This window comes from Acidiferrobacterales bacterium, assembly GCA_028820695.1.
In the GTDB taxonomy this organism is placed as follows: Bacteria; Pseudomonadota; Gammaproteobacteria; order Arenicellales; family JAJDZL01; genus JAJDZL01.
This window is the reverse complement of the sequence record JAPPIB010000020.1, coordinates 37,102-58,969: the sequence shown is the minus strand read 5'-3', so window position 1 is coordinate 58,969 and position 21,868 is coordinate 37,102. Positions and strand designations below refer to the sequence as shown.

Sequence of the window (21,868 nt, the reverse complement as noted above, 5' to 3'; positions counted from 1 at the left end):
GCATGCTCGAAATCATTGAAAGTCCTGTATCCGCCTCAGATTGGTGTGCCAGCCAACGTGCACAGGGACTCCATGTCGGATTCGTTCCGACCATGGGAGCTTTGCACGCTGGTCATCAGGCGCTCATCGAAAGGTCACTCGACGAAAATGATGTCACCTGCGCGAGTATTTTCGTCAATCCCTTGCAATTCAATGACCCGGATGACTACGAGACATATCCGCGACAACTTGATTCAGACTACCGGATTCTCGAGGAACTCGGTTGCGACATGGTTTTCAGCGGCACCAGTCGGGATATGTTTCCAGAGGCTTCCAGTCTGAAAGAGGTTGAGATCTTGGATCCGGGGCCTTATGCGGTCGGACTTGAAGGCGATTATCGCCCCGGTCACCTCGAAGGCGTGTGCACAGTCGTCGATCGCCTGTTCAGATTCGTCGGTGAGTGTCGCGCTTACTTCGGACTGAAAGACTATCAGCAATTATTGGTTGTACAACACCTTGCAGAAAGTCTGGGCTACCCTCAGGTCATCGCCTGCGAAACAGTACGTGAAAATTCCGGACTGGCGCTGTCTTCGAGGAATCGACTGTTATCGGATGCGGACAAAACAGCAGCCAAAAATATTTTTCGGGCGCTGATCGAGGTCAAAAAGATGTGGAACAGCGGAATCCGCGACAGTCAGACGCTAAGCGCCGCTATGAAGTCCTTTCTTGATGCATGCTCCATCAACGTCGAATATGCGCAAGTCCGGGACCCCCGTAACTGGCGCGCAAACCCGCCAGTCGGGGAACTGGACCGTGCGGTCGCGTTGATTGCTGTAAAGGTCGGTGGAGTACGGCTGATCGATAATCTGCGACTGGATCAGACATGTCGTCCTGACATGGTCTGACAAGATGTCGGGCGCAGCCGATAACCGACTGCGCAACTGCGATTCTGCCAAAAACCGTCAGTTGTCGTCGCTGCCCCGTTTGAAGTGAAACTTCGCTCCAGCCTCGATGGCAGTCGGCCATCTCGCCGTGACTGTCTTCATCCGGGTATAAAAGCGAACTCCTTCCGGTCCATGCATGAAGTGGTCACCAAACAGTGAACGCTTCCACCCGCCAAAACTGTGATATGCGACGGGTACCGGAATGGGAACGTTGATTCCCACCATGCCGATCCTGGCATTGGATACAAAATCCTGGGCAAAGCCACCGTCTCTTGTGAACAACGCCACGCCGTTGCCATATTCGTGATCATTGACCAGGCTGACAGCCTCGTCATAACTGTCGACTCGAACGACACTCAGTACCGGACCAAATATCTCATCCGTATAGATTTTCATATCGGATGTAACCTTATCGAACAGACACCCGCCAAGGAACGCGCCTTCCTCATAGCCCTTGATCGAACAATCACGTCCATCCACAACCAGATCCGCACCTTCCTCAACGCCGAGGTCAACATAAGACTTGACCTTTTGGTAATGCTCTGGTGTGACGAGCGGTCCCATTTCAGCTTCTGAGTCGGTGTAGGGTCCAATTTTCAGATCCGTGACACGTGGCTTCAGTCGCTCAACCAGCTCATCCGCGGTGTCCTTTCCGACAGCAACCACGACCGACACTGCCATACATCGTTCACCGGCCGAGCCATACCCCGCACCGACCGCGGCATCGACCACCTGGTTCATATCCGCATCCGGCATGACTACCATGTGATTTTTGGCGCCGCACAGCGCCTGAACCCGCTTGCCATGCTTGCAGCCCGTCTGGTAGATATATTCGCCAACTGCAGTCGAACCGACAAAACTGACCGCTGAGACACCGGGATGCATCAGAATCGTGTCGACTGCTTCCTTGTCGCCGATGACCACATTGAGCACACCGCCGGGCAGACCCGCCTCCTTCATCATCTCAGCGAGCATGAGCGGACAGGACGGATCTTTTTCGGATGGTTTCAATACGAAGGTATTTCCACATGCTATCGCGACCGGAAACATCCACATCGGAACCATCGCCGGAAAATTGAACGGTGTAATGCCTGCGCAGACTCCGACCGGCTGTCGAATGGAATAACTCTCGACATTCCTTGCAACACGCTCGGACATCTCACCTTTCAGAAGCTGTGGGATACCACAGGCGAATTCGACAACTTCCAGACCTCGACTAATGGAACCTTTCGCGTCCTCCACGGTTTTACCATGCTCCTCGGATACCGCCCTCGCGATGGAATCCATATTCTTTTTGATGATTTCGCGAAATGCAAACATGACCTGGGCACGGGCAGCCGGCGGTGTCGCGGACCATCCGGGCAATGCTTCGGCAGCGACATCGATCGCATTGCTGACTTCTTCAGCGTTCGCGTACGGTACCTGCCTGACAACAGCACCGATCGCCGGGTTGTAGATATCACCATAGCGACCGCTGCGGCCCTCTACCCGTTTACCGTTGACGTAGTGATATAGAGTTTCCTTGACTTGCATATCCATGACTTGCCGACCTGCATAGTTTTGACCATTGGCTCAACGCGAAGTATAGCAAAATTAGCTGTCTCCGAAATGAGTGTGGGTTTCTTGTCCGCAGATAGCGGCTGCCAGTATCCCTTGAGGCAGAATTCTCACCTGCCAGGCGATTCACCCGAGTGTCCGTATCGGACAAGCTGCGGTCCATCGCAGTGACGAACCGGTTGGAGCCAAGCTATCCCTTTCCTCTCCAGGGGATGGTCTTGTCAATCACAAAACGCATGATCATGTCGAAAATCAGACCGAGCACCCCCATGACGATGATCGTCATCCAGATGATCTCATAGTCTGACTGCTTCCTGGCCACGTTTTCGACAAATCCGATTCCTGTAGTCCCCGCAAGCATCTCCGCGGCAACGAGTGTTCCCCAGCAGACACCGATTGATATCCTGATTCCGGTCAGAATTTCCGGTAACGAATTCGGCAGGATGACCTGCCGGACAATCTGTCGGCTTGAGGCGCCAAGAGAGTGCGCGGCGTGAATCTTCGATAACTGTGTTCCGGTCGCGCCGGTACGAGCCGAAATGACCATGATCGCAAACGCCACCATGAACAGAAGAAAAATCTTACCATCATCCTGGATTCCGAAAATAGTCAGGATCAACGGCGCCCAAGCGAGTGGGGGAACCGGGCGGTAAAGCTCAACCAACGGGTCAAAATATCCTTTGGCGAATCTGGAAAGACCCATAAAGAGTCCCAGCGGCACACCCAAGATCACGCCAAGAAACAAACCGGCAAGAACTCGCATGATTGAGTCCCAGATGTGGCCGGTCGGCACAGGTACCGAAAACGAGTTGAAGTTGCCGGTGACGATGTTGTAGACCTTGTCCTTGAACCTTGTCTCAATCACGCCCTGATCGTTGTGGCGCGCATGCTCGCCAGGCATCAGGTTCGCAATCCAGTCAGGCAGAATGAAACCAACCATTTCAGAAACCGGCTTCATCTTGAACCACAGAAGAGGAAATCCCTTATACCCCTTGTCCGGATGTGCCATGTATACAAAGGTTGCGAGTGTGTCTGAAGGCTTCGGCAGCCACCGTCCGGAACCCTGTTCCGAACAGGCGTTATTGCCCGCCAATATCTCGCCCCCCGGCATTGCCCAAATGTCAATAACCCGCAGCATACCCTGCCGCTCATCCATCGCCGCATCGAGATTACGCAGTGCGGCCTCAACCGCGTCGGTTGTCTCGGAGGGGAACACCTTCAGGTTATCGACTCGCTTCGATATCTTCTTGACCTGACTCAGTAATTCCTCGCGCCGCTCAACATCGACTTCAGTACCGCTTTCGTCAATGACAAATGCCTCTATTCTCTGACTCATCTCGGCAATCATCGCCGTGATCTGCGCACTGTCGTTTCGAATTTTTCCGTAATCCTCTGCGATTCCCTCCATGACCTCGGCTGCGGCGTCGAACGCACGCCCGCGGTCAGTCGTTGGCAGAACCGGAATCTCAGCACTTGATTCGCCCCAGCCGGGCTGGCTGAGCGCTTTTTCCAATGCTTCACTGTCTGCGGGGCCAGGATAGTCCGGATCAGTCAATTCATTCGCGACATGATTGATCCTGGACGCCGCATCGGCGAATTTTTCCACAGTGTCGTGAGAAAGATATTCGGAGTTGGCCTGTGCCTCGAGTGCGTTGTGCATGAGATCGATGACCTCGGTCACTTCCTTGCGGTCAGTCTCGTTGAAATTGACTCCGGCCAGGGACTCGTAGAGCAATTCAATCTGCTTGAAGTCCCGTTCCAGCAATCGGGTTCCGAGCAGGTATCTATTGTCGATCGGATAAGCAGAGCGTATTGGATTGACAGCCCGGTTTAACTTGGCGACCTGGCATAATTCGTTTGCCGCACCGGGGAAAAACGCCCGACCTGCATCCCACGAAAACCACAACCAGAATATGAGCAGACTGGACACGCCACAGACAACCCAATGCCAGCCGCCGAGTGCACGAACGGGATTTCCGAAAACGGCGTCGGTTTTTTCAGTCCGTATGACCCGTCGTCCATAGAAGATCGACCACACCAGCGCGAGGACCAGGCAGACAAATATTGTGCCAACAACAACCATGAGCGATTTCGATCAGGAAGTTTCGACCTTGCCCATGATCTCTTCTTCCATATTCCAGATCATGGCGAGAATCTCTTCCTTGGTCTGTGTGAAGTCATCGGCATTTTTTATTTCGCGCGAATCGCCGGTCAGTCCCATCTCTGCGAACGGAAGATTGTATTCCTTGTACAGCCGACCCGGTCGGGGTGCCATGACAAACAGACGTTCACCCAATAACAGCGCTTCTTCCACTGAATGGGTGATGATCATGATTGTCTTTCCGGTTTCCTTCCAGATTTTCAATACCAGTGACTGCATTTTTTCCCGTGTCAGGGCATCGAGCGCGCCAAGCGGTTCATCCATCAGGATGACATCGGGATCATTGATCAGGCAGCGGGCCAGTGCAACCCGTTGTTGCATGCCACCTGACAGTTGATAGGTTGGCGTCCCGCCAAACCCTTGAAGTCCCACAATATCAAGCCATTCCTCTACCTTTTCGGCAGTCTCCTTGGGATCGGCGTTTTTCATCCGAAGACCGAAATTGACATTGTTGGCGACAGTCAGCCATTCAAACAAGGCACCCTGCTGAAATACCATGCCGCGATCGACACCTGGTTTTTCGATGATGTTACCGCCCAGCGAGATACTGCCCCCAGTGGGGTGCAAGAATCCGGCTACGATATTGAGCAGAGTGGTTTTTCCGCAACCGGAGGGACCGAGAACAGAGAGCAGCTCTCCTTGTTTCAGGGTGAACGAAACATCCTTGAGTGCATGGACTACCGCACCTTCAGGCATGAAGAACTGCATGTCCAGATTGTCGGCAACCAGATCACTCATAATGCCAGATGCGTCGCGGGACAGATCATGGAAGCGGAATTTTCATCCTGAATCGTCATGAGCCGGACTTTCGTCAATCCAGTCCGGCTCATGACATTTCAGTAAACGTTGATTACTGCAGGAAAGAAGTATCAACAACGGCACTGTAATCATCCAATGCCGGATTTTCTGCCGTGGCGAACGCACTGCCAACCACTGCAATGGCTACAGAAGCCAGCCCACCATCATTGAAGTACTGTGACAACTGTTCTTCGTTGGTCGGGAAGTGGAATTCAGACATCTGATTCTGCGTCATCTCAACGCTCAGACCGGCATCTTTCGCAATTACATCAACCTTGGATTGATCGGCCGCGAATGCTGCATTCGCTTCGTCGGTGACGGAGAGGAACGTTCGCACCATGTCAGGATTCTCCTGCGCGAACTTCTCGGTCACTGAAATAACATCAAAACTGATGATGCCTGCGTCTTCCTTGTCGGCCGCAGAAAGCAAAGGCTCGCCGACCTCATACATCTTCGCCATCGAGTCAGCGCCAAATCCACAGGCCATGGAAACCGCGCCATCAGCCAGTGATACGGCAGCATCGGCCGGAACCTGGTCCACGACGTTGATCTTATCCGTATCCACGTCCAAAGCACGCATCATCATTCTGAAGCTGTAATCAGCCATGGTGGCGATCGGGACTGCGACAGACTTGCCCTCGAGTTCCGTAGCATTGGTCTTATCGATGCCCTCGCCATTGCGAACCACACAGTCGTTAGCTGGATACTGTACAGCGATCGCGACGAGCTTGATCGGTGCATTTGCATTGACAGCATTGATGAACGGAGCAAGTCCCTGACTGTAGGAGATGTCGATATCCCCGGCAAGCATTGCTTCGGTCATCTGCGTGCCTGCGTCAAAGTTGGTCCAGTTGACCGGCACGCCCAAGGCATCGTCGTAGACTTTTTCAACTTTAGCGACCTGATTCGGAGTAGCCCACTCGAGAAAGAATGCGACATTGACCTCATCAGCAGCTTGAACAGCACCGGATACGGCAATAGACAAAATCACTGCACATGCAGATTTCCTTAAATTCATTTTGACCTCCAAAAGATTTTATTGATTATGCCCGGTAAATCGGGACCATTGATAGGCTTCAATCCTTCAATAGTATTGTTTCAGACTCATCCTGACCTGGAAGAATCCCAAAAAAATCATTGATTCAACGAATAAGGTCAGGCAAGTAGAGGCGATATTCTAACAATTCTCGTAACGATTCGCCCCAAAATTTTGCATATCCTGGCGAGCGGTTGTTTGAGTGACGCTAGTCGTCATCGCAGGTGGTTCGGCCCTTCGTGCGCTTGGCCTGCGTTTGACTGGGGACCAACCAGCTTGACGTCAATCATTCCTTACCGGCTGCCCGACGCCAGTCTCATATGTGGTGAGCGAGTACACGATGTTGCACTTCGCCAGCCTTTTTGGTTAAACTGCCTTATGCAGTCGCATGCTGAAAATTTGCACTGCTCGGAAAAATCAACCTGAGGCGAGCTGTATTGTCGCTGTTTATATCGGAAGTCAGGAACAAATGGTTCCTGACATCGCCGGGAACTGTATCAAATGTTGTCTAGATTTAAGATTCTGATCTGTTTGCTTGCGGCCTTGGCAACCAGCAATGTTGCGGCAACCGAAATCAATTTGAGTTTCGCCTACTTCATGGGACCGAAGCATCATTTTAACGATTCGGTATTCAAACCATTCGCCAGGCACATTGAGGAACTTTCCAATGGTACGATCACAGTCACGCAATTTCCCGGGGGTGCGCTGAATTCGTCACCGCCAAAACAGTACTCCATAATGCTCAGTGGGGTTGCAGACATAGTTTATGCGCTCCCAGGGTATACCAGTGATCTGTTCCCAAAAACTAATCTGCTGGGGTTGCCTGACGTATGCGATAACGCTGTCGAATGCACTCATGCGCTTATCAATGCCCGTCAGGAGCTTGAACCGGAGTACGACGCAAAAGTACTGGCATTAATCGGTAGCGGGCCGCAAATTCTCATCACCCGCGACAAAGCAGTACGAACATTGGAAGATCTGCAGGGGATGAAAATTCGAGTGGCATCCAAGCTGGCCGCGCGATTCGTTGAGGCGGTGGGGGCAAGTGCTGTGTCGCAACCCATTACCGTAGTTCACCAGAATTTAGCCAATGGCGTAATAGACGGGGTCCTCACCACTCCGGCAGCCATTCGGCTGTTTAAGCTTTATGAGCCAGCAAAATACGTGACCACGTATTTTCCTGGCTCCGGGCTGTCTTTCGCTATATTGATGAATAAACAGGTCTATCAAAATCTCAGTGAGCAGCAACGCGCATGGATTGACGCAGCTTCGACTGAAGAACTTGCCATTGCAGGAGCACACAGCTACCACCAAGCTGATTTGGCAGGTATTCAGGACGCTCGCGATGCAGGCGTTGAGGTGATCGACATTCCGGAATCAGAGAAAGAGCGTTTCAGGACCGAGGTTATGGACACTTTGGATGATCTTATGAACATGACCGTAGGAGACATGAAAGCGTCCGAGATTGTATCGATGATGAAATCAGGGCTTGATTGACGAAATCATGCTTTCACCCTGGGAACGATATCTTCAGTTCATTGCCGTGTCGTTCGCTGTAATCGGCGGTGTTGCACTGTTAGTCCTGATGACCTTGGTGGATGTGGCTGTGATCGCTCGATACGTCATAAACGATCCGATATATGGAATCGAGGACATCTCAGTATTGGTTCTGACGATCATTGCCGCGTCATCAATCGCATATGGCGCGTGGACCAAGTCCCATGTCAGCGTAGATCTCATCGAGCTGATGGCAGGCAATCGTGTGATGCAATTCTGCGGAATTGCGGCTCGACTGTTCGGCGCGGGAACTGTCAGTTATGTCGCCTACGCTTTAGCTACTGTGGGTTCGTGCGGATTTCCCTGCGGGGCAGTGACCGGCAGCCTGGCGATTGTACATGTGCCTTTCTACTACTTTCTCGCGGCATCAATGGCCTTTTATTTCCTGGTTTTGCTATATCAGATCGTGTTCAATCTGCTTCATTGGAGATAGTCGTGCTCATATGAGTTGACAGCACAATGAGCGGCACGTTAATTGCAATATTAGGATTCGGCTCGCTCTCGGTATTGTTATTGATTCGGATGCCGGTGGGATTGGCGTTGATTTTTGTTGGCGCTGCCGGAATATTGCTGATCCGCCCGCAGGCTAGTTTGCCGGCAGTGGCAAGCGAGATTTTCAGCCAGGCATCGAATTATTCCCTGATCATCTTTCCACTGTTCATTCTGATGGGCAACCTTGCCGCGGTCTCGGGCATGAGTCGAGACCTGTACGCGGCAGCCCAAAGCTGGTTCGGTCACCTCCGAGGAGGTCTGGCAATCACAACCGTTGTAGGATGCGCCATTTTTTCAGCGTTATCAGGCTCTTCACTTGCTTCAGCCCTCACAGTAGGACGCGCCAGTCTTCCTGAAATGCAGCGCTATCGATATAACTCTGCACTTTCAACCGGCACCGTTGCAGCCGGCGGTACGCTGGGAATATTGATTCCACCGTCGGTTGGCTTTGTTCTCTATGCAATTCTGACGGAACAGTCTATTGGACGGCTGTTCATTGCAGGTATTTTCCCAGGGCTCCTGCTGACGGTGCTGTTTATCTTCACAATCTGGCTCACTGTACTGAGAAATCCGTCTCTCGCACCTCAGGCCGCTGAATCCGCACCGATTCGAGAAAGAATCCTCCTCGCAGCGCGTGCCCTGTGGATTGCCGGAATAATCCTGATCACAATCGGCGGAATCTATCTCGGCGTCTTTTCCGCGGTTGAGGCGGCCGGAGTCGGCGCTTCCCTGACTCTGTTGAGCGCCTTGATTCGAGGTACACTCAACTGGTCAAGTATCAAGGACGTCATACTTGATACCCTGCAGGCTACCGGCACAATTTTCCTGGTTGTATTTGGCGCTTTCGTATTCAAGACATTCATCGGTTTCACTCAAGTGACGTCAGTGCTTGCCCAGTGGGTTGACTCGCAAGGCTTCACCGCCCTGGAGGTTGTAGTTGTCACTCTTGCTACATGCATTGCACTCGGAACATTTCTGACCGGATTCGCAATTCTCGTCCTGGTCGTTCCTTTTGTGCTGCCAATTCTGCAAAGTCAGGGGGTTGATCTTGTCTGGTTCGCGGTGCTGTTTGTATTGGTAATAGAAATGGCACTGATATCTCCGCCAGTCGGACTCAATGTTTTCGCAGTAAAGTCAATTGCGCCCGATGTGCCGATCAACACCATTTTCCGAGGTATCATGCCGTTCTGGCTAGCGATGGCAATCGCGATTATCCTGGTGATTGCCGTCCCGAGCATCGCTACATATCTGCCCAATACAATGTTCAGCTGAGCCGGACATTGCAATATTTCGATATCGACGCGACAAGCCCCATGCAAAACGTAAACTCGCCAGCTGTCCGCGTTTTACCTCGCGGAGCAGCATTGAGATTTACCGCATCGGTGAACTGGGCGTTGGTGACAGTACCGTGAGGTGGCGATTTCGAAGAATCTTAGATGATTCTTCTATGAAGCTGTTCCATTCCGGGTCGGCCGCCATGTTCCGGGCACACTGCGTAATTGCATCGATTGATGGGTAAGCATACATGAGGTATACCTCGTCTGGAATATTCGCATCGGATATCCACGCACCTACATTTTTTGAGTACTTCTCACGCACCGGTAATATCTCCCGAAACATATTTGCCCATTTCCAAACCTGACCCGGCAGTGTTTGAAAGGAACGCAGAAGATATATATTACCTTCGGTCGCAGGGGGATGGAACGGCGCTATAGGATCGAGAATTTTGAGTTCGAAACGACTCACGTATTCGGAAATCATGGGAAGATAACCATTCGTCCAACGCTCGTTTTTCATCAGGTCTTTGCGAAGTCTCTGACGCTCATTTCGGTCAGGGTAACTCCACAATATATTAATTTGATTCAGTTGACCGGTTGATGGCGTCCAACTGCCTTCCAGTGTCCCGCAGCTGTCACCTCGAATTTCCTTGATTCGCTTACCTGCATCAACGACGTGTTGCTCGCTGCCCGGGCGAATTGTGTGCGTTCGCAATTCATAAATCATAACTATTTCATCACCATTTCAATGAATGTTAAAATGACTGGCGTTGCTGTGAGCAACGCTCGCTTGTCAATCAATTGTAGTATATGTAATACGAAAATCTTTCATTCTATGGGCGATACGGACACAGATTGAGTACACGCAGCAACTCAGCGGTTTTTTTGAATCAGTCAGCAAATTCATTTCTTTGTTTCACCGTTTGATTTCTTTGCAACTGTTTCCCTTTATTCTCGAAGTTTCGCTTGCCGGAATCGGAAGCAATTTGTCGCACACTGTTAAAATCCAACTCTGACTGGTGCGAACACTTCTTCGATATGCAGTTCAGCCACTTGATTGCATGCGTCAAATTCCGCAATGAGTAGACAAAATACGCAGTCTGGCGGTTCGGGCATGCATACAGAAACACGCAGGTCTCCCGACGCGAATATTTCATCCAGACTCGCAGCCGGGCTGGCTCTTCAGATCGCTACCGTGCTGCTTCCGAGTATAGCGATGATCCCAACAATTGTATTTCGGGCGGCTGGACAAACTGAATCTGTAGTGGTATGGGCAGTATTCGCCTCAGTTGTCATATGCGGCATGGTTTCGATCTTGCACGCGATGCGCTTTGGTCGATCGAATGCAGGTTATATCGTCGCTGCAGGCACTGCAGGTGTTGCAATCGCCGCAAGCGTATCGGCAATCACAAGTGGCGGTTTGAAGATGCTTGCATCCCTGGTTGTCGCAATGGCACTTGCACAGATTGTCTTCTCCTATAAACTCCTGCTGTTTCGCAGGATCTTGACGCCCACAGTAACAGGAACAATCATGTTGCTGACACCTGTGACTGTTATGCCCATCCTGTTTGATCAGTTGAAAAACGTACCTGAAGGCGTTTCCGATCTTGCAGCTCCTTTGTGCGCATCGACGACATTTGCTGTAATCGTCATCTTGATGCTCTTGGGTACAGGCCTGATGCGATTGTGGTCCCCATTTATTGGCGTCGTCAGCGGTTCAATAGTGGCGGCACTGTTCGGAATTTATGATGTTGATCGAGTTGTGAATGCTTCGTGGGTTGGACTGCCTGAAATGTACTGGCCTGGTCTGGATCTCAATTTTGATTCTTCATTCTGGGCACTGCTGCCCGCCTTTATATTCATCGCCTTGGTGTGCACGATTCAGCAGATCAGCGGTTCTGTGACAATTCAGCGAGTTTCGTGGCGACCCCCCAGAGCTGTCGACTTCAGATCAGTTCAAAGTGCGATCAACGCAGATGGAATAGGAAATTTTTTGGCGGGCTTTGCGGGTATTTCTCCATTGGGCTATCGCCCGACCGGTTCTGCAATGGTCGAAATCACCGGAATCAGTTCCAGACGAGTAGGCGTCGCGCTCGGGATCGTGCTGATTGCCATTTCGCTCCTCCCTAAAGCGCTCGCGGCGATTCTTGCGATACCCGGCCCGATTGTAGCGGCATTCATTACGGTGATGATGGCGGCAATATTCATCATCGGCATGAAGATTGTTGTTCAGGACGAGATTAATTTTCGCAAGGGTACAATCGTCGGCATCTCATTCTGGCTTGGCGTAGGTTTCGAACTGGATTCCATCTTTCCGGAAATTGTTTCAGATTTTGCAGGAGGGATGTTTCAAAATGGGATGGTAGCGGGAGGGACTACTGCGATTTTGCTGACTTTGCTGCTCGAACTCGCCAAACCCCGTCGCCACCGACTTGACACGAATCTCAGTTTGTCGGCACTGGTACCGATTCAGAAGTTTCTCAACAACATAGCGATTCGCAATGGATGGGATGAAAGGATGAGCGAACGTCTCTCCGCTGTCAGTGAAGAGACACTGCTCACATTGCTTCAGAGAACTGAATTGAAAGAACAATACGAACGACACCACCTACGCGTCGATGCGTATAGGGAAGGGGCCCAGTTATTTCTTGAGTTTATCGCTTCTTCGAGCGCGGAAAATATTCAGGACCGCATCGCGCTGCTTGGTGAACAGGTTGATTTGGATCATGTGCAAGAGGAGATGTCGCTTCGACTATTGCGACACTTGTCGTCATCTGTTCATCATCAGCAATATCGCGATTGCGACATTTTGACCATACGGGTTGACATTCTGCACTGATTTCAGAGAACCTGACTTCCTGCTAACCTGGCGGTGTACATGATATTGTCCTGCGTTTGAAACTGGTCAGGTGACGGTTCATAAGCCAGTTTCAGATTGGTTTCGAGATGCACAGTTTCGTTGCACGGGCCGGTACAACGACCCGCACCGAGTTCGGACTACAGGGCGTGCGCTGAGCTGGACAGCTTTGCGGCCGCTTCGCACATATTGCGCAACTTCACTACAGACAGGTGTCGGCCAAGCAATCCCAGCCCACAGTCCGGTGCCGCAACCAATCGGTCGGGATCAATATGCTGCAAAGCCTGTTCCAGTCGTGTGACAATCTGCCCGACCGTTTCGACCCGACTCAGGGCAATCGCCACCACACCGAGAATGACCTTGGTTTTGCCAGCCAGTTCAAGCAGTGACAGATCGTTGTGTCTATGGGCATCTTCTATGGACACCATATCCACACAACTGTCGTCCACCGCACCCATAATTCGAAAATATGCATTGCGGTCGGCTTTCGGATAGTCCAGCCGATCCATTCGGTCCGGGTAGCCGCAGCACATGTGCATGACCTTGTTGACGCTTGCCGGCACGCCATGAAAAACCCGTTCCAGATTCTCAATTCCGTAATCGAGGGCGACATCAGGTTTACGGGCGAACACCGGCTCATCAACCTGAATGTTGACGCATCCGGCATCGACCAGGGCGAGCGCTTCGGTGTTCAATGCGTCTGCAATCGCCGCACCGAGCGGTTTTTCCGACTCGTAGTATGTATTGGCGTTGGAATCGGTCACAGTCAGGGGTCCGGGCATGGTGATCTTTACCGGACGGTTCGTGAATGACTGGGCACGTTTCCAGTCTCGTACCAGGAATCCGACATCTCTTGCACGCACAGGCCCGCTGATCGTCGGCAGTTGGGCTCGATAGGTGCCACCGCGAAGCTCACGCTCGGTCAACTGATTGAAATCAAACCCCTCAAGGTGTCGGCAATGATAGTGAATGTAATTTTCGCGGCAGACCTCTCCGTCAGTCGGAATATCAATGCCAGCCTCAACCTGGTCTGTCACGACCTCCCGGCATGCGTTGGTGATGTTCTGTTCAGCTGAATCGCCCATCGCCGCAATCGCGCCAGCCCAGGACTTGGTTGGATTCTCCATATCCATGCCGGTGGGATTGCTGAACCAATCCGGAAGCTCAAGAAACGAGGGTTTCGGATAGGCTCCGATACAAGTGGTCAGCATCGAGAGCTCAACAAGCTTGTCGGCAGAGCCGATGCTTCGATTGGCGGCTGATCACTGATCGGACCCGAACCGCCCGGTCGTCACCCGAAATATTGTGTACTGCCGGTGCCGATCAACAGGCTTTGAATACGCCGGCAAACTTTTCACAGATCTCGTCGATATGCGCTCTGGTTGAGACCAGAGGCGGCGCGACAATCAGCGCATCACCGGTTGCCTTCACATGCAGTCCCGAATGAAAAAGCTGCTTTTGTATCGTCAGCCCAGCGTTGCCCGGGGCGCCGTCCTGTCTCACATCGATACCTGCCATCATCCCGAAGCCCCGCACATCCGTCACAACATCATGTTCCTGAAGTGCGAACACCGAGTCCTGAAAATAGCCTGACAACTGACGGCCGCACTCGAACAGATTCTCATCGCGATAGATATCAAGTGTCGCAAGCCCGGCAACGCAGGCCGCGGGATGTCCTGAATACGTGTAACCATGAAACAGCTCAATCGCCTTGTCCGGTGCTGCATCCACAATGGTATCGTATACATGTCTGCCGACCACGATCGCACCCATCGGCAGCGCGGCATTGGTCAGCGCCTTGGCCAGGGTCATCAGATCCGGCGTCACACCAAAACTCTGTGCGCCGAACGGCTCACCTGTTCGGCCGAATCCGCAAATGACTTCATCGAAAACAAGCAGAATACCGTTGTTGTCGCAGATTTCCCGCAATCTTTCCAGATATCCCTGCGGAGGAACCAGACAGCCGGTCGAGCCGGCGACCGGCTCTACGAAGCAGGCGGCGATTGTGTCGGCACCATAATTGTCGACCAGACGTTGCAGATCGTCCGCCAGATAGGCGCCGTTTTGCGGTTGATTGCGCTCAAAGCGATTCTCAGCCAGCCAAGTGTGACGCATATGGGCTATTCCCGGCATGGTCAACCCAAACCCCTGTCGGTTCTTCACCATGCCGCTGAGCGCGGTACCTCCGATGTTGACGCCATGGTAGGCTCTTTCGCGCGAGATCAAGCGCTGACGCTGTGCCTCACCTCTGGCGTAGTGATAGGCGAGTGCGATCTTGATCGCAGTATCGATGGATTCGGAGCCGGAATTGACGAAAAAGACTCGATCCATGCCTTCCGGAGTCAGTTCGGCCAAGCGACGGGCAAGCTCGAAGGAGTGCTCGTGTCCCAGTTGGAATGGGGCGGAATACGCGAGTTCATTCAACTGGCGGTAAACGGCAGTCGCGATTTCGTCCCGACTGTGTCCTGCGGCACAGCAGAACAGTCCGGACGACGCATCAATGATCTGTCTGCCTTCAGGTGTGTAGAGGTAGACACCTTTCGCGTGAGATATCAATCGCGGGTCGGCCTTGAAATCTCGATTGCTCGTAAAGGGCATCCATAAATTATCCATTTCCAGTCGCATGAATACAGGCCTCGAAATTCGTAATGGGTGAATCGGTGTTGAAGTCATCTGCAACCGCTGACAAAGCGGTTTCAGGTGTTATTTTACAGGTTTGAGTGTTACAGTCAACACGATCGCGGCAAGCCGGTTTTTCAGTCGAAACAGGGTACGAAACCAAGCAATAAAGACTCTTGAAAAAATCAACATACACTATCATATTCACCTATTATTCATTTTGTTTTACAGGTCAGAAAAAAGGAATTTCAACCCATGAAAATCGGAGTGATCAAGGAGATAAAAACCGACGAATTCCGGGTCGGATTGGTACCCGGCAATGTGCAGGAATTTGTCGCTCACGGGCACAGCGTCGTAGTTGAGACAAACGCTGGCGGGGGTATCCGTGCCAGTGATGACGATTACCGTTCAGCCGGAGCACAAGTTGTCGGAACTCCAAAGGAGGTATTTGACAGTGCCGACATGATCATCAAGGTCAAGGAGCCGCTTGCCCCGGAAAGGGCAATGCTCAGGGAAGATCAGATTCTGTTCACGTATCTGCACCTGGCACCGGATCCTGATCAGGCGCGAGACCTCGTCGCCAGCGGTGCCGTATGCATCGCTTACGAGACCGTAACCGACGATAGCGGTGCCTTGCCGCTTCTGGCTCCCATGTCAAAAGTGGCGGGAAGGATGGCGATACAGGAAGGTGCCTGGTGCCTTGAGCGACCACACGGCGGGACCGGCATCCTGCTTGGGGGTGTGCCCGGTGTGGAACCTGCCAAGGTTGTGATCATCGGTGGCGGTGTGGTCGGCACGCATGCCACACACATCGCTGTCGGTATGGGTGCAGACGTGTTCGTTCTCGATCGCAATGTCCGCGTGCTTGACGAGCACTGGCAGCAGTTCGGTCGCTCCACCAATGGCGTGTATTCAACGAGAAGCACGCTGGAAAAACACGTAGCCGAGGCTGACCTTGTCATCGGTGCGGTACTGATACCCGGTGCGACCGCTCCCCGTCTTGTCACGGAAGAGCTGGTAAAGGCCATGCGACCCGGATCGGTGCTGGTGGACGTTGCAATCGATCAAGGTGGCTGTTTTGAGACCTCTCGGGCGACCACGCATTCGAACCCGACCTATGACGTGCATGGCATTACACACTATTGCGTCGCGAACATGCCCGGTGCGGTTCCGCGAACATCCACCTACGCGTTGAATAACGCCGTATTACCTTTTGCCACGAGCATTGCGAATTTAGGGTATAAAGAGGCACTCCGACGTGACCCGCATCTGTTGAACGGACTCAACGTGTGTCACGGAAAGATCACGCACAGCGAAGTCGCCTCCAGCCTGAATTACGATTACACGCCAGTTGAGCAAATTCTGGATATGGGCTGAATGGACAAATTTGAGCCCGTTTACATTTTGAGACCAAGGAAGTATCTACTATGCCAAAAATGACATCAAGCGAAGCGTTTGTCGAAACACTCGCCTCCTACGGCGTGACCGACGTCTTTGGAATTGTCGGTTCCGCCTACATGGACGCGCTGGACATTTTTCCAGCCGCCGGAATCCGCTTTATTCCCACGGTACATGAACAGGGATCGGCGCACATGGCTGATGGCTACGCCAGGGTAAGCGGTCGGCACGGTGTCTGCATCGGACAGAACGGTCCGGGCATCACAAATTTCGTCACCGCGATCGCCGCCGCTTACTGGGCGCATTCGCCGGTTGTGGCAATCACACCTGAAACCGGAAGCAACACAATGGGACTCGGTGGATTTCAGGAAACTGAACAGCTGCCCATTTTCTCCAAGATAACCAAGTATCAGGCCCATGTCAGCGGCCCCGGGCGAATGGCAGAGTTAACCGCCCGTGCCTTTGACATGGCCATGGCCGAACGCGGACCGACACAATTGAATATTCCCCGCGATTATTTCTATGGGGATGTGGACGTACAAGTCCCTCAACCGCAGGTGATTGAACGCGGTGCCGGTGGCGCCAATTCACTGGACGACGCGGCGCGTCTTCTTGCCGAAGCCGAATTTCCTGTCATCCTGGCAGGTGGTGGTGTGATTATGGGCGACGCGGTGAAAGGGTGTGTCGAACTTGCCGAATACCTGTCAGCACCCGTCGTCAACAGTTACCTGCACAACGATTCGTTTCCCGCCAGCCATAAGCTGTGGTGCGGACCGCTCGGATATCAGGGGTCGAAGGCTGGGATGCGACTGATCTCCAAGGCGGACGTGGTGCTCGCCCTGGGTACGCGATTGGGACCCTTCGGCACCCTTCCCCAGCACGGTATGGACTACTGGCCCAAAGACGCCAAGATCATCCAGGTCGATGTTGACTACCGCAAGATCGGATTGGTGAAGAAAATTGCAGTCGGTATCTGTGGTGATGCAGGCGAATCGGCTTCAGCACTGCTCGAACGCGTCAGGAACCGCGAACAGGTTGCTTGTCTGAAAAATCGGGATGCACGTCTTGAGGAGATCGCCGGCGAGAAGCAGTCTTGGGAATCCGAGCTGAATAGTTGGTCCGAAGAAGTCGATGAGTGGAGCCGGCTGGTGTCAAAGGAAGATGCGGGAATGCTCCATCCGCGGCAGGTGCTCCGGGAGCTTGAAAAGGCCACACCGTCCGATGCGACGGTTTCAACCGACATCGGAAATATCTGTTCTGTGTCCAACAGCTATCTGAGATTCGAGGAACCGAGAAGTTTCTTTGCGGCAATGAGTTTCGGCAACTGCGGTTATGCGTTTCCGACTGTCATGGGCGTAAAGACAGCAGCACCGCAACGGGCAGCGATCGCGTACGTCGGTGACGGTGCCTGGGCAATGAGCATGGGTGAGATTCTTACCTGCGTCCGGGAAAATATTGCTGTCACCCCGGTGGTATTCAACAATCGACAGTGGGGAGCGGAGAAAAAGAACCAGGTCGATTTCTATGGACGCCGTTTTGAGGGTGTCGATCTCGACAATCCCAGCTGGGCTGGCATCGCCAAGTCAATGGGGGCTGAGGGTATCGTGGTTGATCATCTTGATATGGTCGGTGATGCGCTTCGCGAAGCCTGCGAGGCACAGAACGAAGGCAAGACCACGGTGATCGAAGTGATGTGTACCCGAGAACTTGGAGATCCCTTTAGACGGGATGCGCTGAGCAAGCCCGTGCGACATCTCGATAAATACAAGTCATTTGTATAGCGCGGGTGAGTGATCTTGATCGACTGACGCGTCTGGCGCAACAAAGACCGCGTGTCGCTGTTTTAGCTGACGCTACAGATGAGCGGGCAATTCGTGCCGCTGCCATACTGGCGGCGCAGAAAATCGCGGTTCCAGTCCTGACCGGAGAGGAACAGAAAGTCCGTTCGCTTGCCAGTGCATGCAACGTCGCCCTGCAGGGGATTGAGATTGCCGATCCTTTGCAAAACCGGCACGACGCGGAGCGTTATGCGGTTGACTGTACCCGGCTCAGACGTCCAGTCAGTTTGTCCGAAGGGAGGGAGATGATGAAAAATCCCCTGCTCTACGGAACAATGATGTTGCGTTGCGGTGACGCAGATGCGCTGATCGCCGGCGCATCAATACCCACCGCCCGTGTGATTGAGGCCGGGTTGAAGATGATTGGCACGCCGGCTGATGTGACTACCGCGTCGAGCTACATTGTGTTGTTGGTACCGGCGACAGCCGACAGTCTACCGAGGACACTGATTGTTGCCGACTGCGCCGTCAATATCGACCCAACAGCCGTCCAGCTTTCGGAAATTGTGCTGGCCACCGCATCCAATGCCAGAAAATTGCTAGAGGATGAGCCGAGAATTGCCTTGTTGTCGTTCTCATCGAAGGGCAGCGCGCGCCACGAAAAAGTGGACAAGGTGACCGAGGCCGTCGAGCTGGTTCGCAAACAGAATCCCGACGTGCTGGTTGACGGTGAGTTCCAGTTCGACTCGGCGATAAATCCGAGAGTGGCTGCATTGAAAGTCGACTACGCCAGTGAAGTGGCTGGCCAGGCCAATGTGCTCATTTTCCCGGACTTGAACTCTGGAAATATCGGTTACAAGATCGCCCAGTATCTCGCGGGCGCCCAAGCGATCGGCCCGATTCTTCAGGGGTTTGCAAAACCGATCAGCGATCTGTCCCGAGGCGCAACGGTCGATGACATCGTAAAGTCAACTATCGTGCTGCTCGCCACAACCTGAATTCAACCAAATCGACCTAAAGTCCCGCCGTCAATTCCCAACGCCGCCTTGGGTCTTTTCCAGAAAGTGCGCAGGGGTCTGATGTTGTTCACATACACGTGAGATCTTTCCCGTACTTTACCGAACTACGAAGTCCGAAAAAAAACTGAGGAACGACAACAAAATTCGGGATTGTCGTCCCGACTTGCCATCTTTACGACGAGGGACTCGGGGGCGGGGGTGGAGGTGGTGTGGTACCTAATTTATTCCATTGAACCGGTCAAGTTGATGGACCCCTTGTGTTGGGTTGGGAGAGGCGGATCCGAATTTACCACTCGTCGTGTTGCGGCAGATCATCGGCGATGTCATACCAGTCAGGTTTATGACTGACCCAGATGTGTCCCCGTGCCTTGATGCCAATATCGCCATCAATCGTTCCGATACGCAAGATCACATCTCCCGGATCACGCAGGCAGGTAGCGAACACGTGGGTACCGCAATTACTGCAAAAATACCGGGTCTTGTCCGGTGAGGATTTATAGCGGGAGATTTCGTCCTCGCCGCTCAGGATCCGAAATTCAGAAGCCTTGACCAGCGCACTCGAACCGTACACGGTCGCATGAGCTTTCCTGCAGGTCTGACAGTGACAATGATGGAATCGGTGGATTTCGGAATCAATCTCGAATGTCACTGTCTTGCAAAGACAACTACCTTTATGCATGGGGATGATAAACCTAGCTTGCTAATTAGAAATTTTTTCTAAATTATTGGCTTGAATAGTAAAATATTTCGATACGTAAGTCAATTCTATAATGTCCTGATTAATGGTGAATTCATCAACACCGGATTTGTCCGATCTTGGCTATGACAGAATCCTTCGCTAGGTGCCGTCCGTGGAAAGAGCTGTCATCCAATGCTGTTGTCTTCAGTCCAAACGACACTGATTTGCCTGGTATCGATTGCGTCTATTGGACAAATTAAAAAAAACAGTTGTACGAACAAAAGGACTTCTTGCCATTTTACAGGAGTGCGTTGATGCCCGGTCTTTTTGATTCACCCCACCCAATTGACGAAAGTGCGGTGCGGCGATACCGATTGAACTCGGTACGCAGCCAAGTGGCCAAACAGGACCTCGCTGGAGTACTTCTTTTCGATCCAATCAACATCCGCTATGCTACAGGATCACGTAACATGCAAGTTTGGACCATGCACAACTTTTGTCGCTATGCACTGGTTCTGACCTCAGGTCCTTGCGTGATGTTCGAATTGCCAAACGGTATGCACCTGCTCAAAAATCTCGACACGATTGATGAAGTGCGCCCGGCTCTGTCTACCGATTATTTGATCATCGGCCCGCGCACACCGGAAATTCAATCCAAATGGGCTTCCGAGATTGACGATCTGGTGCGACAGCATGCTGGTGGAAACCGTCGTTTGGCGGTGGATCGGCTGGATGCGGGGACCGCCCATGCACTTGAGCGCTTGAGACTTGTACTGTCGGACGGTAAAGAGGTGATGGAACACGCAAGAGCGATCAAGTCTCTGGAAGAAATCCGGGCTTTTCGAGCTTCGCTTTCAACCTGTGAGGCTGCCATGGAAGAACTCAGGCAACAGGTTCAGCCCGGCATGAGCGAGCAGCAGGCGTTGTCAATTCTGCTGGCACAGAGCGTTCACCGCGGCGGCGAGTATCCGGAAACCCGGTTAATGACCTCAGGTCCGCGCACCAACCCCTGGTTTCAGGAGACCAGCGATCGAGTGATCGAAAACGGAGACTTTCTGTCCTTTGATACCGATCTGATTGGTCCGATGGGCTATTACAACGATATTTCCCGCAGCTGGATTGTTGGCGATGCGAAACCGACTGATGAACAAAGAAAACTCTACCGCGAGTCCCGGACTCAGCTCGAAACCAACATTTCACTATTGCATCCCGGTATGTCTTTTCTTGAGTATTCTTCGAAAGCCTACCAATTGCCCGAAAAATACCTGGCAAACCGGTACGCTGACGTTGGTCATGGCTGTGGTCTCGGAGTCGAATACCCGTTTCTGTGGTATCAGGAGGACGAAAAATATGGTGCCTACGACGGTGTATTTGAGGAAAACATGATCGTATGCATTGAAAGCTACGTTGGTGAGAAGGGCGGGCACGAAGGTGTAAAACTGGAACAGCCGGTTTGGATCAGCGCCGACGGACCGATTGTGCTTTCGGACTTTCCGTTTGAGGATGACTTGGACTGATCCCGGTCAGCCCTGGGGCAGGATGTCGAAGGGCTTCTCAGTCTGCAAAGCGTTCTAGCGCTTGGCTGTAACGCGGGCCGCATCGTTGTTGCAGTGCTCATGGGAATAGAAGCCTGCCCAGGCAAATCGGTCCGGTTGAGAAGACGGCTCCGCTACCCGCAGCGATTTACGTACGACTGAAGGCCGTCAATCCTTTCGAG

Annotated in this window: 17 protein-coding genes; 9 read left to right on the top strand and 8 right to left on the bottom strand. The window is 52.5% G+C overall.

The genetic code is table 11. From position 1 onward, the window contains the following. Positions 1-2 precede the first annotated feature (2 nt). Positions 3-884: a pantoate--beta-alanine ligase gene (gene panC / locus OXI60_02655; GenBank protein MDE0308720.1), complete on the top strand. Its 882-nt coding sequence runs from the start codon at positions 3-5 to the stop codon at positions 882-884. A gap of 57 nt (positions 885-941) precedes the next feature. On the opposite strand, the gene OXI60_02650 is transcribed toward panC, so the two are convergent. From OXI60_02650 to OXI60_02635, 4 genes are all read right to left on the bottom strand, one after another. Next, positions 942-2,462, bottom strand: a complete 1,521-nt coding sequence (locus OXI60_02650) for a CoA-acylating methylmalonate-semialdehyde dehydrogenase (protein MDE0308719.1) — start codon at positions 2,460-2,462, stop codon at positions 942-944. A 208-nt stretch (positions 2,463-2,670) separates the two neighbouring features. Continuing rightward, the gene (locus OXI60_02645) at positions 2,671-4,563 is read right to left on the bottom strand and encodes an ABC transporter permease (GenBank protein ID MDE0308718.1); all 1,893 of its coding nucleotides are present in this window, start codon (positions 4,561-4,563) and stop codon (positions 2,671-2,673) included. 12 nt (positions 4,564-4,575) lie between these two features. Continuing rightward, the gene (locus OXI60_02640; GenBank protein ID MDE0308717.1) at positions 4,576-5,379 is read right to left on the bottom strand and encodes an ABC transporter ATP-binding protein; all 804 of its coding nucleotides are present in this window, start codon (positions 5,377-5,379) and stop codon (positions 4,576-4,578) included. A gap of 112 nt (positions 5,380-5,491) precedes the next feature. Next, on the bottom strand, positions 5,492-6,457 hold the full coding sequence (locus OXI60_02635; protein MDE0308716.1) for an ABC transporter substrate-binding protein: 966 nt from the start codon (positions 6,455-6,457) through the stop codon (positions 5,492-5,494). A 519-nt stretch (positions 6,458-6,976) separates the two neighbouring features. Here OXI60_02635 and OXI60_02630 point away from each other — a divergent pair. The 3 genes from OXI60_02630 to OXI60_02620 are packed head-to-tail and all read left to right on the top strand — an operon-like array spanning position 6,977 to position 9,796. Beyond that, positions 6,977-7,972: a TRAP transporter substrate-binding protein gene (locus OXI60_02630; protein ID MDE0308715.1), complete on the top strand. Its 996-nt coding sequence runs from the start codon at positions 6,977-6,979 to the stop codon at positions 7,970-7,972. Beyond that, positions 7,965-8,465, top strand: a complete 501-nt coding sequence (locus OXI60_02625) for a TRAP transporter small permease subunit (protein ID MDE0308714.1) — start codon at positions 7,965-7,967, stop codon at positions 8,463-8,465. Before OXI60_02630 ends, OXI60_02625 begins: the two co-directional genes overlap by 8 nt. Before the next feature lie 26 nt (positions 8,466-8,491). Continuing rightward, positions 8,492-9,796, top strand: a complete 1,305-nt coding sequence (locus tag OXI60_02620; protein ID MDE0308713.1) for a TRAP transporter large permease — start codon at positions 8,492-8,494, stop codon at positions 9,794-9,796. Between the two features lie 99 nt (positions 9,797-9,895). On the opposite strand, the gene OXI60_02615 is transcribed toward OXI60_02620, so the two are convergent. Then, positions 9,896-10,528 (bottom strand): NIPSNAP family protein, encoded by a 633-nt coding sequence (locus OXI60_02615; GenBank protein MDE0308712.1) that lies wholly within the window; start codon positions 10,526-10,528, stop codon positions 9,896-9,898. Between the two features lie 351 nt (positions 10,529-10,879). Between OXI60_02615 and OXI60_02610 the strand changes: the two genes are divergently transcribed. Beyond that, complete coding sequence (locus tag OXI60_02610) at positions 10,880-12,640, top strand: hypothetical protein (protein ID MDE0308711.1); 1,761 nt, start codon at positions 10,880-10,882, stop codon at positions 12,638-12,640. Positions 12,641-12,798: 158 nt separating this feature from the next. Here the strand turns inward: OXI60_02610 and OXI60_02605 are convergent, their stop codons facing one another. Both OXI60_02605 and OXI60_02600 read right to left on the bottom strand, forming a co-directional pair. Next, the gene (locus OXI60_02605; GenBank protein ID MDE0308710.1) at positions 12,799-13,869 is read right to left on the bottom strand and encodes a cobalamin-independent methionine synthase II family protein; all 1,071 of its coding nucleotides are present in this window, start codon (positions 13,867-13,869) and stop codon (positions 12,799-12,801) included. Positions 13,870-13,981: 112 nt separating this feature from the next. After that, on the bottom strand, positions 13,982-15,283 hold the full coding sequence (locus OXI60_02600; GenBank protein MDE0308709.1) for an aminotransferase class III-fold pyridoxal phosphate-dependent enzyme: 1,302 nt from the start codon (positions 15,281-15,283) through the stop codon (positions 13,982-13,984). Between the two features lie 249 nt (positions 15,284-15,532). Here OXI60_02600 and ald point away from each other — a divergent pair, with 249 nt between their 5' ends. The 3 genes from ald to OXI60_02585 are packed head-to-tail and all read left to right on the top strand — an operon-like array spanning position 15,533 to position 19,451. Beyond that, on the top strand, positions 15,533-16,654 hold the full coding sequence (ald, locus tag OXI60_02595; GenBank protein ID MDE0308708.1) for an alanine dehydrogenase: 1,122 nt from the start codon (positions 15,533-15,535) through the stop codon (positions 16,652-16,654). 50 nt (positions 16,655-16,704) lie between these two features. Continuing rightward, positions 16,705-18,456, top strand: coding sequence for a sulfoacetaldehyde acetyltransferase (gene xsc / locus OXI60_02590; protein MDE0308707.1), 1,752 nt, complete (start codon positions 16,705-16,707; stop codon positions 18,454-18,456). Between the two features lie 5 nt (positions 18,457-18,461). After that, the gene (locus OXI60_02585) at positions 18,462-19,451 is read left to right on the top strand and encodes a phosphate acyltransferase (GenBank protein MDE0308706.1); all 990 of its coding nucleotides are present in this window, start codon (positions 18,462-18,464) and stop codon (positions 19,449-19,451) included. Between the two features lie 307 nt (positions 19,452-19,758). On the opposite strand, the gene OXI60_02580 is transcribed toward OXI60_02585, so the two are convergent. Further along, positions 19,759-20,151 carry a GFA family protein gene (locus tag OXI60_02580; GenBank protein ID MDE0308705.1) on the bottom strand — a complete coding sequence of 131 codons (393 nt, stop codon included), beginning with the start codon at positions 20,149-20,151 and terminating at the stop codon, positions 19,759-19,761. A gap of 314 nt (positions 20,152-20,465) precedes the next feature. Between OXI60_02580 and OXI60_02575 the strand changes: the two genes are divergently transcribed. Beyond that, a complete protein-coding gene (locus OXI60_02575; protein MDE0308704.1) occupies positions 20,466-21,668 on the top strand; it encodes a Xaa-Pro peptidase family protein in 1,203 nt (400 codons plus the stop codon). Positions 21,669-21,868 lie beyond the last annotated feature (200 nt).